Origin of the sequence: Hydrogenophaga sp. T2 (genome assembly GCF_049843535.1) — a bacterium.
Taxonomy (GTDB): Bacteria; Pseudomonadota; Gammaproteobacteria; order Burkholderiales; family Burkholderiaceae_C; genus Hydrogenophaga; species Hydrogenophaga crocea.
This window is the reverse complement of record NZ_JBBHZJ010000002.1, coordinates 32,210-46,470: the sequence shown is the minus strand read 5'-3', so window position 1 is coordinate 46,470 and position 14,261 is coordinate 32,210. Positions and strand designations below refer to the sequence as shown.

The window sequence follows — 14,261 nt, the reverse complement described above, 5'->3', positions numbered from 1 at the left end:
CTCGCTCTCGAGCCCCTCGAGCCAGACACGCACGCGCGGCCACAGCATCTACAACAGCCCCTGCTCGCGTGCCCGCACCAGCAGGTGGGTTCGGTTGCGCGCCCCCAAGGTCTCCAGCAGCGCCGTGACGTGCAGCTTCACCGTGCGCTCGGCAATGCCCAGCTCCAGTGCAATGCGTTTGTTGGGCTGGCCTTGGGCCAGCAGGGCCAGCACCTCCATCTGCCGCGCGGTGGGCCCGGCCCCGGCGGTGGCGCGCCGGGTGTCGTTGTCGAACACGGCCTCGCCGTCGGCCACGCGCTGCAACGCCGCCAGCAGCCCCTGTAGGGAACTGGACTTGCCCAGGAAGCCGCTGGCGCCGGCCGCCCGCGCGCGCTGCGCCAGCACAGGGTCTTCATCGCCGGAGATCAGCACGCGCGCAACCAGGGGAAAGCGATCACCGAAGTGCCGCAGCCCGGCAAGGCCGTCGGTGTCGCCCAGGCGGTAGTCGATCAGCACGATGTCGAGGTCCGGCTGTGCCGCAGCCTGGACCAGACCGTCCTGGATGGTCGGCGCCGTGAGCACTTCGATGCCGGACGCGCCTTGGCTCAAGGCCTGGGCAAACCCGAAGCCAAAGAGCGGATGATCATCGATCAGCAGGACCTTCATCGGCGCGAATGTAAGGGACGGCGTGAATGTGACGCAGCATCCGATTCGTCGGTGCGCCGAGGGGCGGTCACGCAGGTCGAGGCCGGCATGTGCGCCGCCTGGATCGCCCAATGAAAAAGCCCCTGCAACGCAGGGGCTCCAGACTCGCTGGCGGTGGGGGTAGGTCGGAGCGAACCGTTCTCAGCGGTTTGGGTGTCGATGGCAACTCCAGTGCGAATGCTGGAAACCCTTCAAAGAAGTGCGCGCGCGCACGCGCGCGTCTTGCACGGGAAAGGCCGAATTTCTGCTCCAAGTTGTTCGCAGCGGTTTGGTTGCCGGGGCTGCTCCTTTCTGGGTTGCGGCTGACGCGGTTGTGCGTGCGTGGGTACGTGCAGCCTTTGGTCATCTGCGTTGTGCATTTCCCTTTCTTGGTCCAAAGCGATCGCCTGTCGTTGTTGGGCCTCTGCGGTTCCCGGTGCAGGAACCGGAGAGGGTGACCTGCCCGGTTTCTTCAGTCCAACAGTTTCCAGGAAGATGGCTCCCAACCTGCGAGGAGCCCATGAGGAAGAGCCGATTCAGTGGCCGCCCACAGCGACGTGTACCCGCCACGGTGCTACTGCACCACGCGCACCGCGCGCTCGCGCACTTCGGGTGAGAACTTGTTCGACTTCTTGTTCATGGCCCAATCCTCTCGGAGAAATGAGCCTTCTCAAATCCCGGGGCGGTTCACGGAGTTCATCGCCAATGCCTTGGCCCAGTGGGCTCAGAGCAAGGGCATCGCCATGCAGCACATCCAACCCGGCAAACCCACGCAGAATGCCTACGTCGAGCGATTCAACAAGACCTACCGCACCGAGGTGCTCGATTGCTACGTCTTCGAGTCACTGCAGGAAGTACGTGACATGACGGTCGATTGGCTGCATCGCTACAACCACCAGCGCCCCCATGAGTCCCTCGGCCGAATCCCACCGGTCGAGTACCGTGTCAAACTGTTCCCCAACCTCTACTTCTGACTGGCTCAGGAATTCGAGGGGACTTCAACAATGGGGTGGGCGCATAGCGCGCTTCGCTCAGGGCCTCGCAATCAGCCCCGTTCGGTGGAGCACATGTACAAGTTCCTGCATTGCGCTTACCGGGGTCGCTCACCCTGGGAAACCACCCGGATGTCCCTGTCGACGGCACCTGTTCAGTGACCAGAGATCCCGGTATCGTTCGGTCCAGGAGTTCGAACTTGTCCTCAGCCATCAAGATCTTCCAGGGGCGTTTCGGCAGGGTTGCTCTACTAGACATGGACGCACCGCTGGTGGGGCACGCCCATCATCATTGCCACATCCTGATCAAGGCGGGCGGTGCCGACAGCGCCTTCAGCGTGCGGGGAGAGCGCGCACCGCTCACGGACGACACCGCCGTGCTCGTCAACGCCTGGGAACACCACGCCTACGAACACGAAGCGCCTCCCGGTGCGCGCACGCTGATCCTGGCGCTCTACATCGAGCCCGGCTGGCTGGCCGAGCTGCAGCGCTCATTGGCACTGTCCGGCCATCCGCGCTTCTTTCCCGAACCCTGCGTACGACTCACCGAAGCCACCCGCAAGATGGTGGAGGAGTTCGTGCTCGAACTCTGGTGGGACGATGAGGTCTCTCCCGGACGCCTGGAGGATCTGCTGTTCAATCTCATCATCGCCGTGGTCGAGAGCTATTCGGGCTGGCGCGATCTGGCCAGCCTGCTGCGCAGCAAACCGCCGGTGGCCATGGACCCCCGCATCCGCCACGCCATCGCCCTCATGCGCCAGGATGTGGCGCGCGAACTCGACGTCGACGGACTGGCCGCCGCCACCGGTCTGTCGCGCGCCCACTTCTTCACGCTGTTCCAGCGCGACACGCGCGTGACGCCGCTGGTCTACGCCAATGTGCTGCGTTTCGAGGCGGCGGTGCAGCGGCTCACCCGCAGCCAGGAACCGGTGGGCGATGTCTCGCACGAACTCGGCTTCTCCGCGCCCAGCCATTTCTCGCGCTTCTTTCGCGCGCACCTGGGTATCACGCCCAGTGACTACCGCCGCAAGGTCAACCTGTTCGAGCCGCCGGCCGGCCCACGCTCGCACGTGATCTGAGCGTGTCCGCAAAGTCACCAGACTTTTTGGACAGCCGGCAGATCGGCCGGTCATTCGCCCGACGCTGGCGATAACGCGCGCACCTCCTGCCTCCTGACACTGGCGCTGCACATGAACTGCAGCCGCTACGTCGGCACAGGAGACAAGCTTGCACGCAGAACCTTCACTGGTGGGTGCCGCCCGGCAGGCCTGGGTCGGCCAGCGCATGGAGCGGCTGGAAGACGATGCCCTGCTGAACGGTCGCGGCGCCTACGCCGATGACCTGGGCACACGCCCGGGCACGCTGCACGCGGCGGTCCTGCGTTCTCCCCATCCGCACGCCCGGCTGCTCGGCATCCACACGCAAGCGGCACTCGCCCTGCACGGCGTGCGCGCCGTGCTCACCGGCGCCGACGTGCAGGCCTGGGCCCAGCCCTTCGTGGTGGGTGTCAAGCAGCCAATGCAGCACTGGGCCCTCGCTGTGGACCGCGTGCGCCACGTGGGCGAACCGGTCGCCGTGGTGGTGGCCGAGGACCGCTACATCGCCGAGGACGCGCTCGATCTGCTGCGTGTCGAGTACGAGCCCCTGCCGGTGGTGATGGACATCGAACGTGCGTTGCAGGACGGCGCTTTGCCGCTGCACGAGGCGGTGGGCAGCAACGTGGTGTCGGACCGGGAGTTCTGTTACGGCGACCCCGGGTCGGCCTTTGCCCAACCCGGCGTGCGCACCGTTCGCACCACCGTGCACTACCCGCGCAACAGCTGCCCGCCCATCGAATGCGGTGTGGTGATCGCCGAGCACCTGCCTGGCGACGAGGGCTACGACGTGCTCTCGAACTTCATGGGGCCGTTCTCGCTGCACGCGGTGATGGCTATGGCCCTGAAGGTGCCTGGCAACAAGCTGCGCCATCGCGTGCCCCGCGATTCGGGGGGCAGCTTCGGCGTCAAGCAGGCGGTGTTCCCGTACGTGGTGCTGATGTGCCTGGCCTCTCGCAAGGCGGGTGCGCCGGTGAAGTGGGTCGAGGACCGCCTGGAGCACCTGAGCGCGGCCACCTCTGCCACCGCGAGGCTGACCACCATCGAGGCCGCCGTCACGCCCGAGGGCCGCTTGCTGGCGCTGCGCTACGACCAGGCCGACGAGGTGGGCGCCTACCTGCGCGCACCCGAACCCGCCACCTTCTACCGCATGCACGGCGCGCTCACCGGCGCCTACGCCATCGAGCACTTGGCGGTCCGCAACCGCGTGGTCGTGACCAACAAGACCCCCACCGGCCTGGTGCGTGGCTTCGGTGGGCCACAGGTGTACTACGCGCTGGAGCGGCTGATGGACCGCATCGCGGTCGAACTGGCCATCGACCCAGTGCAGCTGCGCCTGCGCAACTACGTGCCGGCCGACGCCTTTCCCTACACCGCGGCCGCCGGCGCGGTGCTCGACTCCGGCGACTACGCGCGCCTGACCCACATGGCCATGGCCGAAGCCCATGCCCGGCAACTCGGCGAGCGTCAGCGCGCGGCGCGGGCCGCGGGCCGGCTCTACGGCATCGGCGTGGCCGCCATCGTCGAACCGTCGGTGTCGAACATGGGCTACATCAGCACCGTGCTGACGGCCGAACAGCGCGCCAAGGCCGGGCCCAAGAACGGCGCCATCGCCAGCGCCACCGTCGCCATCGACCTGCTGGGTGGCGTCAACGTGACCATCGCCTCCGCCCCCGCAGGCCAGGGCCACATGACGGTGTGCGCCCAGGTGGTGGCGGACGTGTTGGGCCTGCACCCGACCCAGGTGGTCGTCAACGTGGAGTTCGACACCGCCAAGGACGCCTGGAGCGTGGCCGCGGGCAACTACAGCAGCCGCTTCGCCGGCGCCGTGGCCGGCACGGTGCACCTGGCCGCGCAGCGCCTGCGCGACAAGCTGGCGCGCATCGCCGCCGCGGGTTGGGGTTGCGACTGCGCCGACATCGGCTTCGAGGGCGGCAAGGTGTTCAACCGCCGACAGCCAGCGCAAACCCAGTCGTTCACGCGACTGGCTGCCAGTCCGCACTGGGCCCCTGCGCTGCTGCCGGCGGGCGAGACACCGGGTCTGCGCGAGACCGCCTTCTGGACGCCCGAGACCCTGCGCGCGCCCGACTCCCAGGACCGCGTCAACACCTCGGCCGCCTATGGGTTCGTGTTCGACGTCTGCGGCCTGGAGATCGACCCCGACACCGGGGCGGTGCGTGTGGACCGCTACATCACGGCGCACGACGCCGGGCGTCTGCTCAACCCGGCGCTGGCCGACGGCCAGATCCGCGGTGCCTTTGCGCAGGGACTGGGCGCCGCCCTGCTTGAGGAGATCCGCTACGGCGCCGACGGCAGCTTCCAGAGCGGCACGCTGGCGGATTACCTGATGCCCACCACGTGCGAGACACCCGATCCGGTGATCGTGCACCTGGAGACACCGAGCCCCTTCACGCCGTTGGGCGCGAAAGGCCTGGGCGAAGGCAACAACATGAGCACGCCGCCCTGCGTCGCCAATGCCTTCGCGGACGCGCTGCGTCCGCTGCGCGACGTCGCCGACATCCGACTGCCGCTCACGCCCGATCGCGTGCTCCGTCACTTGCAGACGGCCGACCCCGCGCCGCGCCACCCGAAGGCGCCTGTCCCCGCGTCGGTTGCGGCGGGCGACGGTCTGTCGCTTGCCGCGCAAGGCACGGTGGCCATTGCCGCACCGCCCGAGCGCGTCTTTGCCGTGCTGCTCGACCCCGCGGCGCTGGCCCGCGTCATCCCGGGTTGCCACGCACTGCAGGCCGATGGCGAGAACCGCTACCGGGCCGATGTGACGGTGGGCATCGGGCTGATCAAGGCGCGCTACGAAGCGCGCATCACGCTCTCCGACATCGAGGCGCCGCACCGGCTGCGGCTGGCCGGCAGCGGCAGCTCCAGCCTGGGCACGGGAGCGGGCGATGGCCTGGTGCGGCTGGAAGCCACGGCCGGTGGCACCTTGCTGCACTACGACTACCGCGCCCAGGTGGGTGGCAAGGTGGCCATGGTGGGCAGCCGCATGCTGGAGGGCGCGGCGCGCGTGATCGTGGCGCAGCTCTTCGAATCGCTAGGGCGTCAGGCCGCGGGCGGCGATGCCGCGCCGGTGGCCTGGTGGCGCCGCTTGCTGCAGCGCCTGGGAGTCAAGGCATGAAGCCCGCGGCGTTCGACTACGTGCGCGCCGACAGCGCTGCCGTCGCCGCCGAGCTGCTGCAGCGCCATGGCGAAGGCGCACGCATCCTGGCCGGAGGTCAGTCCTTGATGGCCGTGCTCAACATGCGGCTGGCCCAGCCCGCGCTGTTGATCGACATCTCGCGTAGCGCCGAGCTGGCGTCCATCGCGGTGGAGCCCGGCGTATTGCGCATCGGCGCGGCCGTCACGCAAGCGCAGTTGCAGGCCCATCCCGATGTGCCACCGCTACTGGCGCTGGCGATCCCGCACATCTCGCACGTCCAGATCCGCAACCGCGGTACGGTGTGCGGCTCTATCGCGCACGCCGACCCGTCGGCCGAGCTGCCGCTGTGCCTGGTGGCCTTGCAGGGCACGGTGCACCTGCGAAGCGCACGCGGCCGCCGCCAAGTGGCTGCCAACGACTTCTTCACCGGCCTGCTGAGCACCGTGCGCCGGGCCGACGAACTCATCGAAGCGGTGAGTTTCCCGCGCCCCGCCGCAGGTCAGTCCTTCGGGTTTGCGGAGCACGCCCGCCGCCACGGCGATTTCGCGCTGTGCGCGGTCGCGGCGATCGCCCATGCACAAGGCATGCGGGTGGCGGTGGGCGGCCTGGGTGACCGGCCGCACGCCGTCGAATTGCCGCCGTTGGCCGATGACGCGCTCGACGATGCCCTGAACGAACTCGCGTGGTCGCTCGACGTTCGTGATGACGCCCACGCCAGCGCGGCCACGCGCCGCCACCTGCTGCGCCGTCTGGCGCGACAGGCCATCCAGCAAGCACGGAGACCTGCATGAACCACCCCGTTCTCGAGCGCGAGGCCTTGCACACGGTGCGCCTCACCCTCAATGGCCGCACGCGCAGCGGTCAGGCCCGACCGCGGCTGCTGCTCAGCGATTTCCTGCGCCATGAACTCGGTGCCACCGGCACCCACGTGGGCTGCGAGCACGGTGTCTGCGGCGCCTGCACGGTGCGCATCGACGGCGTGGCCGCCCGTGCCTGCCTGACGCTGGCGGTCCAGGTGGACGGACGCCAGGTCGACACCGTGGAGAACCCCGGCGGCAACGACGCGGTGCTGGACGCACTCAAGGCCGCCTTCAAGCGCCACCATGCGCTGCAGTGCGGCTTCTGCACCGCGGGCATCCTCATGTCCAGCGCCGACTGGCTGCAGCGCCAGCGCGCCAACGGCCAGGTGCCCGACGAGGCCGCGGTGCGCGACATGCTCAGCGGGCACCTGTGCCGCTGCACCGGCTACACGCCGATCGTCAACGCCGTGATGGAGGTGGCCCGTGCTTGATCTCGGACGCACCTTCCTGCAAAGCGTGGACCGCGCGGCCGCAGCCACCGCACTGGTCGATGGCGCCCTGCGCCTGAGTTGGTTTGAATGGGCGCGTGCCATCGGTGGCGTGCAACGCGGTCTGGCGGCCTTGGGCCTGCGCCCGGGAGATCACGTCCTCGGGGTGCTGCAGAACCGGCACGAGGCCGCCACGCTGCACTGGGCCTGCCAGTTTGCCGGCCTGGTGATGACGCCACTCAACTGGCGCGCCAAGCCGGAGGAGATCGATTACGCGCTGGGCGACTCGGGCGCGAAACTGCTGGTGTACGAAGCGGTGTCGCAGGAGGCGGTCTCGCAGTCGCTGCTGGCACGGGCCGTGGTGCGCATCACCGTTGGGGATGTGGCCGGCGACGACCCCCGCTTTGCACAAGCCTTCGCCGAGCTTGCCGATCCGACGCCCTTGGCGCGGGCCGAAGACCTATCCCTCATGCTGTACACGTCGGGTACGACCGGAGCGCCCAAGGGCGTGCCGCGCCGGCAGCGCGCGGAGCGCGTGGCCGCCCTGGCGCACGTGGCGCAGAACCGCTATGGCTACGGCGAACGCACGCTTGGCGTCATGCCGCTCTACCACACCATGGGCGTGCGGTCGCTGCTCACCATGGCACTGGTGGATGGCCGTTTCGTCTGCATGCCCCGCTTCGACGCCGCGGCCGCGCTGCGCGCGATCGAAGCCGAGCGCGTGAGCCATCTCTACCTCGTCCCCACGCTCTATCACGACCTGCTCTCGCACCCCGATTTCAAGCGCACCGACACGCAATCGGTGCGCAAGCTCGGTTTCGCCGGCGCGCCCATGCACGACGCGTTGCTGCTGCGCCTGCAGCAGGCCTTCCAGCCAGAGCTGTTCGTGAATCACTACGGCAGCAGCGAGATCTACACCTTCTCGATCAACCAGAACGCCGTGGGCAAGCCCGGGTCGGCCGGCCGCGCGGGCATCAACACCCGCCTGCGGGTGATCAAGCTCGACTCGAAGAACCCGCAGCATGTGGCTGCACCGCTCGAGGAGGGCCAGATCGTGGCCGACCTGCTCAGCGACGAAGCATTCGAGGGCTACCACAACCGCCCCGAGGCCAATGCGCGCAGCCTGCGCGACGGCTGGTACTTCACCGGTGACACCGGCTATGTCGACGAAGAAGGCGATTTGTTCGTCACCGGCCGTGTGGACGACATGATCATCAGCGGCGGCGAGAACATCTCGCCCGTCGACATCGAATCCGTGCTTTCGCTGCACCCGTCGGTGGATGAAGTGGCGGTGGCCGGACTCAAGGACGAGCGCTGGGGCCAACGTGTGGTGGCCTTCGTGAAGGCGCGCGACAACGTGGCCGCCGAATCGCTGGACGCGCATTGCCGCGCCTCCGACCTCGTGAACTTCAAGCGCCCGCGCGAGTACGTGTTCGTGCGCGAGATCCCCAAGTCGCCCGTGGGCAAGGTGCTGCGCCGCAAGCTGGTGGCCGGCGAGTTCGACGCCGCGCCCCCACCGCTGCCCGCCGTGCCACCGGCCTGACGGCTGCCTCCCTTTCGTTTCTCCCACCCCCCGCAAGGACGCCATGCAACTCAATGACCTGAAACACCCCGCGCTCACCCTGAGTGCTGCGTTCGACGGCTACCGCGTCGAGATCGACCCCGCGCGCCAGCGCGCCGACATCGTGCTCTGTCGACCGCCGTTCAACGTCATCTCGATGACGCAGCGCGAGCAGTTGCGCATTACCTTCGAAGCCCTGGACGCCAACGACGACGTGCGCGTGATCGTGCTGCGAGCCGAAGGCGAACACTTCTCCAGCGGCGGCAACATCAAGGGCTTTCTCGAGGCCTCGCCCGAGCACGTGAGCAAGCTGGCCTGGAACGTGGCCGCACCAGCCCGCTGCAGCAAACCGGTGATCGCTGCCGCACGCGGCTATTGCTTCGGCGTCGGTTTCGAGATCTCCCTGGCCTGCGATTTCCGCCTGGTCACGCCGACCACGCTGTACGCGCTGCCGGAACAGAAGCTGGGGCAGATCCCCGGTTCGGGCGGCTCGGCCCGGCTGCAGAAGATGGTCGGCATCACGCGCACCAAGGACATCGTGATGCGCAGCCGCCGCATCGCCGGTCCCCAGGCCTGCGACTGGGGCGTGGCCACCGAGTGCGTGCCCGACGCCGAACTCGAGGCCGCCACCGACGCGCTGGTCGACGAACTGCGCGGCTTCTCGCCGCTGGCCCAGCGTACCGCCAAGAAGCTGCTCAACGACACCGAGGACTCGCCCCTGTCGATCGCCATCGAGCTCGAAGGGCATTGCTACTCGCGCCTGCGCAGCTCGAACGACTTCCGTGAAGGCGTGGAAGCCTTCCACGACAAGCGCCGCCCTCGTTTCAACGGCACCTGATTTCCCCGCCGCCACCACCACCCCACCTGAGGAGACAGACATGAACACCACCACCCTTCGCACCGCATCCCTTCCGCTGGCGCTCGCCCTGGCCGGTTTTGCCGGCAACACCCTGGCACAGGCGCAGCCCATCCGCATCGGCGTGGTCACGCCGCTGTCGGGCACCTACGCCGGCATCGGCCAGCAGGTGAAGTGGGGGCTGGACCTGGCCGCGCGCCAGATCAACGCCGCCGGTGGCGTGGCCGGGCGTCCGCTGGAACTGATCTACGAAGACGAGGAGGCCAACCCCGCCGTGGCCGTGCAGAAAGCCGAGAAGCTGTTCCAGGTGAACAAGGTCGACTTCCTCACCGGCACCGTGAACAGCGGATCCACCCTGGCCGTGGGCCAGCTCGCCGAGCGCAACGGCCGCCTGATCGCGACCACCGTGTCGTTCGCGGACTCGATCACCGGCGACAAGTGCTCGCCCAATGTGTTCCGCGTCAACGCGAGGGCGGGCATGCAATCGGCCGCGCTGGCCGACTGGGTCGCGGGCACCAAACCCAACGCCAACGTGTTCTACCTCGGACCGGACTACGAGATGGGTCGCAGCACGGTGGCCGCCTTCAAGTCTGCCGCCGAGGCCAAGGGATCGAAGTCGGTCGGCGAGGTGTTCGCACCGCTCGACAACAAGGACTACTCACCCTTCTTCGGCCAGATGCGCTCGGCCCGTCCGGCGGTCATCTACACGTCGGTGGCGGGCAACGACACGGTGCGCCTGTTTTCGCAGATGGCCGAGTTCGGCATCAGCCGCAACGTGCAGGTGGTGGGCGCCTCTGGCACGGTGACCTCGCAGAACCTGCCCGCCATCGGCAAGGCCGCTGACGGCTTCGTGACCGGCGTCGGCTATGCCACCAGCATCGACTCACCCGAGAACCGCAAGTTCGTGGCCGACTTCGAAGCGGCCAACAAGTCTGCGCCCGACCTGTACGGCGCCGACAGCTACGGCGTGCTGTTCTTCTACAAGGCCGCGGTCGAAAAAGCCGGCAGCACCGACACCGACAAGGTCCGCACCGCGATGCGGGGCCTGCAATGGAGCACGCCGCAGGGCACCAAGACGATGCGCGCCGGCGACCACCAGGCCATGCAGGACATGTATGCCATGCGTGTGAATGGCGGCAAGTTCGAACTCGTGGGGCAGGTCAAGGCGGACGCGGCGATCGGTCCCGACGTCTGCAACCGCTTCTGATCAACGCCTGGAGCCCAACACCATGAGCAACGCCCTGGAGTGGCTGCAGTTCGTGCTGGCACCGCAGATGATCAATGGCCTTTCCATCGGCGTGGCCGTGGCGTTGATGGCCCTGGGCCTGACGATCATTTTCGGATTGCTGGATGTCATCAACATGGCGCACGGCGAGTTCTACGCCATCGGTGCCTACCTGGCCGTGGCCCTGTTGGGCCTAGGGCTGTCGTTCTGGTGGGCGCTTGCCCTCACGCCGCTGCTGATGGCAGTGTTGGGTTACGCCACCGAACGTGGCCTGATCCAGCGCGTGTTCCACAGCAAGGACCGCCACACGCTGACCCTGCTGCTTACTTTCGGCGTGGCGGTGGTGCTCGAAGACGCGCTCAAGATCGTCTTCGGCGCCAACCCGCTGCGCATGGAGGCGCCCATCAGCGGCGCCACCGAGATGGTGGGTTTGTTCTTTCCCAACTACCGCCTGTTCGTGATGCTGTTCGGCGGCGCGCTGATCGCCGCCGTCTGGCTGCTGGTGTTCCGCACGTCGGTGGGCGCGGTGGTGAGAGCTGCCGCGTACGACCGTCACATGAGCGCTTCGCTCGGCGTGCCGGTGCACCGCGTCTATGCCGCGACCTTTGCCTTCGGTGTGGCGCTGGCGGGCATTGCGGGCGTGCTGCTCGCGCCGATCTATTCGGTGTTCCCCACCATGGGGCGCGACTTCGTACTCATCGCCTTCAGCGTGGTGATCATCGGCGGCATGGGCTCCATCAAGGGCGCTGTGCTGGCCGGTCTGCTGCTCACGCAGGTGCAGTCCATCTCCAGCCTCTACATCTCGCCGGTGTGGAGCGATCCGCTGCTGTTCGGGATCATGGTGCTGGTGCTGATGTGGCGTCCGCAAGGGCTGTTCGGAAAACTCGGGAGCGCTTGAGATGACCACACCCGCATCTCCTTCCGCGATCGCCTCGGGGCGCAAGGCCATGGACGCCCTGGCTCCCCCGGCACGGCGACGCTCCGCCGCGTCATGGCTGGCCATCCTGTTCTTTGCCGGGGCCCTGGTGTTCGGCGCCACCGCGCTCGCCCTGGACGACGTGTTCTACCTGCGCCTGGCCACGGAGGCCCTGATCTTTGGTGGTCTGGCGCTGTCGGTGGACCTGCTGCTGGGTCGCGTCGGATTGCTCCCGCTGGGACAAGCCTTGTTCTTCGGCCTGGGCGCGTACGTGTCGGCACTGGTGCTCAAGCATTGGAGCGACTCCCTGTGGCTGGCCATGGCCAGCGCGCTGGCGTTCAGCATGGTGGCCGGCCTCATCGGTGGCCTGATTGCCATACGTTCCAAGGGGGTCTATTTCGCGCTCATCAGCTTCGGCATGGCGCAGGTGCTGTCCAAGGTGATCTACAACATGCGCGAGCTTGGGGCCTCCGACGGCATCATCGGCGTGCCCGCAGCCACGGTGATCCCCGGCCTGAACTCGGGCACGCCCGAAGGATTCTTCCTGCTGGTGCTGGCGTTCATCGGCGCGATCTACATCGGACTGCGTTACCTGATGGACACCCCAGCGGGCCGCCAGCTCGATGCCATCCGCACCAACGAGCACCGCGTGGGCTTTCTCGGGGTCGACCCCTGGCGCTACAAGTTGGGCGCCTTCGTGGGGGCCGCCTGCATCGCGGGTACGAGCGGCGCGCTCTACCCCATGCTGCGCGGGTTCGTTTCGCCCGAACTGATGTTCTTCCAGGTCTCGGGCAATGCGGTCATCAACGTCATCGTCGGTGGGACCGGAACCTTGATTGGGCCGCTCTACGGCTCGGCCATCCTCACCGGTCTGCGCTCGGTGGTGGGGTCCTTCACCGCGCATCACCACATCGTCATTGGCGTGATGTTCGTGATCGTCGTCATCGTGATGCCACGCGGCTTGATCGGCTATGCCACGCCGGCACTGCAGCGCTGGCTGGACCGCCGCCACCCGCGCAAGGAGATCCGCCCATGAGCGCCATCCTCTCGGTTCAGGGCCTGAGCGTGCAGTTCGGCGCTTTGAAGGCCGTGCACGACGTGAGCTTCGAGGCCCAGCCCGGCCGCATCACCGCGGTCATCGGGCCCAACGGGGCAGGCAAAAGCAGCCTGTTCAACCTCATCAGCGGTGCCATCCGCCCCACGGCCGGCAGCGTGCGCTTCGATGGCCGGGACGTCACCAGCCAGGCACCGCACCAGCTACTGGCCAACGGGCTGTCGCGTTCTTTCCAGATCACCAACCTGTTCTTCGATCTGACGGTTCGCGAGAACCTTCGCCTGGCCGCACAGTTTCTGGAGCGTGGCCGCGGCCTGTTCCGGCCACTGGTGCGCAGCACCATCGCCTCGCACCGGGTCGACGAGCTTCTCGGTCAGTTCGAGCTGCGCGCCAAGGCCGACGAGCTGGCCGGCTACCTGTCGCATGGCGAACAAAGACGTCTGGAGATCGCGGTGTCGTTGGCCTCGCGACCGCGCATGCTGCTGCTCGACGAGCCCACCCAGGGCATGAGCCACACCGACACCCGCGAAACCGAGTCCCTGATCCGGGGCCTGTCGCGTGACCACGGGCTGTCCATCCTGCTCGTCGAACACGACGTCGATCTGGTGATGCAGTTGTCGGACCACGTGGTCGTGATGCACCAGGGTCAGAAGCTGGCCGAGGGCCCACCGGCCGAGGTGCGCGCCAATCCGGCGGTGCAGGCCGCCTACTTCGGGGAGAAGCACTGATGCTCGAACTCAAAGGCGTTCATACCCACTACGGTCTGAGCCACGTGCTGCAAGGCATTGACCTGCGCGTGGGCAAGGGCGAGGTGATCGGCCTGTTCGGACGCAACGGCGTGGGCAAGACCACCGTGATCAAGACCATTGCGGGTTGGCTTTCTCCGTCGAGCGGACAGGTGCTGTTCGATGGCGAGCGTCTCGACGGCGTCAGTGCCGATCAGATCTGCCGCCGCGGTATCGGCCTGGTGCCCGAGGACCGGCGCATCTTTCCCGGACTCACCGTGGAAGAGAACCTGCGACTGGGCCAGATGCAGTGCCCATCGCGCAGCCGGGCCGAATCCCGTCGGCGCCTCGACGACACCTACCAGCGATTCCCCCGGCTGGCCGAACGGCGGCGCCAGATGGGTACCACCTTGTCAGGTGGCGAGCAGCAGATGCTGGCGATCGCGCGTGTGCTGGCGGGCGCTCCGCGCCTCCTGCTTATCGACGAACCCACAGAGGGGCTAGCGCCGATGATCGTCGACGAGATATTCGAGCTGATCGGCAAGCTGGCCCATGAAGGGACACCAATAGTGCTTGTCGAGCAGAACGTGCATCGCGCGTTGAACCTGACTACGCGGCACTATCTGATCGAACGTGGTCAAGTGGTCGCCGAGGGTAAATCAGCCGATCCAGGCGACCGTCAGGCGCTAATCGGCCGCATCAGCGTGTAGTCCCGCCAGCACGGTTGGCGGCG

12 protein-coding genes and 1 pseudogene are annotated in these 14,261 nt (G+C 67.6%); 12 read left to right on the top strand and 1 reads right to left on the bottom strand.

Annotated elements, in window-relative coordinates; translation table 11 throughout:
- Nucleotides 1–48: 48 nt before the first annotated feature.
- Nucleotides 49–645 carry a LuxR C-terminal-related transcriptional regulator gene (locus WDZ95_RS03795; protein WP_166222907.1) on the bottom strand — a complete coding sequence of 199 codons (597 nt, stop codon included), beginning with the start codon at nt 643–645 and terminating at the stop codon, nt 49–51.
- A gap of 710 nt (nt 646–1,355) precedes the next feature.
- Between WDZ95_RS03795 and WDZ95_RS03790 the strand changes: the two are divergent.
- The 12 genes and pseudogenes from WDZ95_RS03790 to WDZ95_RS03735 form a co-directional block, all read left to right on the top strand.
- Nucleotides 1,356–1,637: pseudogene (locus WDZ95_RS03790) on the top strand (integrase core domain-containing protein); the annotation flags it as partial.
- Nucleotides 1,638–1,912: 275 nt separating this feature from the next.
- Complete coding sequence (locus tag WDZ95_RS03785; protein ID WP_425776311.1) at nt 1,913–2,734, top strand: helix-turn-helix domain-containing protein; 822 nt, start codon at nt 1,913–1,915, stop codon at nt 2,732–2,734.
- A 205-nt stretch (nt 2,735–2,939) separates the two neighbouring features.
- The gene (locus WDZ95_RS03780) at nt 2,940–5,882 is read left to right on the top strand and encodes a xanthine dehydrogenase family protein molybdopterin-binding subunit (protein WP_425777251.1); all 2,943 of its coding nucleotides are present in this window, start codon (nt 2,940–2,942) and stop codon (nt 5,880–5,882) included.
- Nucleotides 5,879–6,694 (top strand): FAD binding domain-containing protein, encoded by an 816-nt coding sequence (locus WDZ95_RS03775; RefSeq protein ID WP_166223213.1) that lies wholly within the window; start codon nt 5,879–5,881, stop codon nt 6,692–6,694. Before WDZ95_RS03780 ends, WDZ95_RS03775 begins: the two co-directional genes overlap by 4 nt.
- Nucleotides 6,691–7,194: a (2Fe-2S)-binding protein gene (locus WDZ95_RS03770; RefSeq protein WP_425776309.1), complete on the top strand. Its 504-nt coding sequence runs from the start codon at nt 6,691–6,693 to the stop codon at nt 7,192–7,194. Before WDZ95_RS03775 ends, WDZ95_RS03770 begins: the two co-directional genes overlap by 4 nt.
- Nucleotides 7,187–8,734: an AMP-binding protein gene (locus WDZ95_RS03765; RefSeq protein ID WP_166223221.1), complete on the top strand. Its 1,548-nt coding sequence runs from the start codon at nt 7,187–7,189 to the stop codon at nt 8,732–8,734. The genes WDZ95_RS03770 and WDZ95_RS03765 overlap by 8 nt, the downstream gene beginning before the upstream one ends.
- Nucleotides 8,735–8,777: 43 nt before the next feature.
- Nucleotides 8,778–9,590 (top strand): enoyl-CoA hydratase/isomerase family protein, encoded by an 813-nt coding sequence (locus WDZ95_RS03760; protein ID WP_166223224.1) that lies wholly within the window; start codon nt 8,778–8,780, stop codon nt 9,588–9,590.
- 40 nt (nt 9,591–9,630) lie between these two features.
- Nucleotides 9,631–10,815 carry an ABC transporter substrate-binding protein gene (locus WDZ95_RS03755; protein WP_166223227.1) on the top strand — a complete coding sequence of 395 codons (1,185 nt, stop codon included), beginning with the start codon at nt 9,631–9,633 and terminating at the stop codon, nt 10,813–10,815.
- A gap of 22 nt (nt 10,816–10,837) precedes the next feature.
- The gene (locus tag WDZ95_RS03750; protein ID WP_166223230.1) at nt 10,838–11,731 is read left to right on the top strand and encodes a branched-chain amino acid ABC transporter permease; all 894 of its coding nucleotides are present in this window, start codon (nt 10,838–10,840) and stop codon (nt 11,729–11,731) included.
- Between the two features lies 1 nt (nt 11,732).
- The gene (locus tag WDZ95_RS03745) at nt 11,733–12,785 is read left to right on the top strand and encodes a branched-chain amino acid ABC transporter permease (RefSeq protein ID WP_425776306.1); all 1,053 of its coding nucleotides are present in this window, start codon (nt 11,733–11,735) and stop codon (nt 12,783–12,785) included.
- The gene (locus WDZ95_RS03740; RefSeq protein ID WP_166223233.1) at nt 12,782–13,531 is read left to right on the top strand and encodes an ABC transporter ATP-binding protein; all 750 of its coding nucleotides are present in this window, start codon (nt 12,782–12,784) and stop codon (nt 13,529–13,531) included. Before WDZ95_RS03745 ends, WDZ95_RS03740 begins: the two co-directional genes overlap by 4 nt.
- A complete protein-coding gene (locus WDZ95_RS03735; protein WP_166223236.1) occupies nt 13,531–14,238 on the top strand; it encodes an ABC transporter ATP-binding protein in 708 nt (235 codons plus the stop codon). The genes WDZ95_RS03740 and WDZ95_RS03735 overlap by 1 nt, the downstream gene beginning before the upstream one ends.
- Nucleotides 14,239–14,261: the final 23 nt, after the last annotated feature.

Coding starts and splice junctions, on each gene's coding strand:
- WDZ95_RS03745 (WP_425776306.1), top strand. CDS start 11,733: ATGACCACACCCGCATCTCCTTCCGCGATCGCCTCGGGGCGCAAGGCC.
- WDZ95_RS03760 (WP_166223224.1), top strand. CDS start 8,778: ATGCAACTCAATGACCTGAAACACCCCGCGCTCACCCTGAGTGCTGCG.
- WDZ95_RS03735 (WP_166223236.1), top strand. CDS start 13,531: ATGCTCGAACTCAAAGGCGTTCATACCCACTACGGTCTGAGCCACGTG.
- WDZ95_RS03785 (WP_425776311.1), top strand. CDS start 1,913: ATGGACGCACCGCTGGTGGGGCACGCCCATCATCATTGCCACATCCTG.
- WDZ95_RS03775 (WP_166223213.1), top strand. CDS start 5,879: ATGAAGCCCGCGGCGTTCGACTACGTGCGCGCCGACAGCGCTGCCGTC.
- WDZ95_RS03755 (WP_166223227.1), top strand. CDS start 9,631: ATGAACACCACCACCCTTCGCACCGCATCCCTTCCGCTGGCGCTCGCC.
- WDZ95_RS03770 (WP_425776309.1), top strand. CDS start 6,691: ATGAACCACCCCGTTCTCGAGCGCGAGGCCTTGCACACGGTGCGCCTC.
- WDZ95_RS03780 (WP_425777251.1), top strand. CDS start 2,940: ATGGAGCGGCTGGAAGACGATGCCCTGCTGAACGGTCGCGGCGCCTAC.
- WDZ95_RS03795 (WP_166222907.1), bottom strand. CDS start 645: ATGAAGGTCCTGCTGATCGATGATCATCCGCTCTTTGGCTTCGGGTTT.
- WDZ95_RS03750 (WP_166223230.1), top strand. CDS start 10,838: ATGAGCAACGCCCTGGAGTGGCTGCAGTTCGTGCTGGCACCGCAGATG.
- WDZ95_RS03740 (WP_166223233.1), top strand. CDS start 12,782: ATGAGCGCCATCCTCTCGGTTCAGGGCCTGAGCGTGCAGTTCGGCGCT.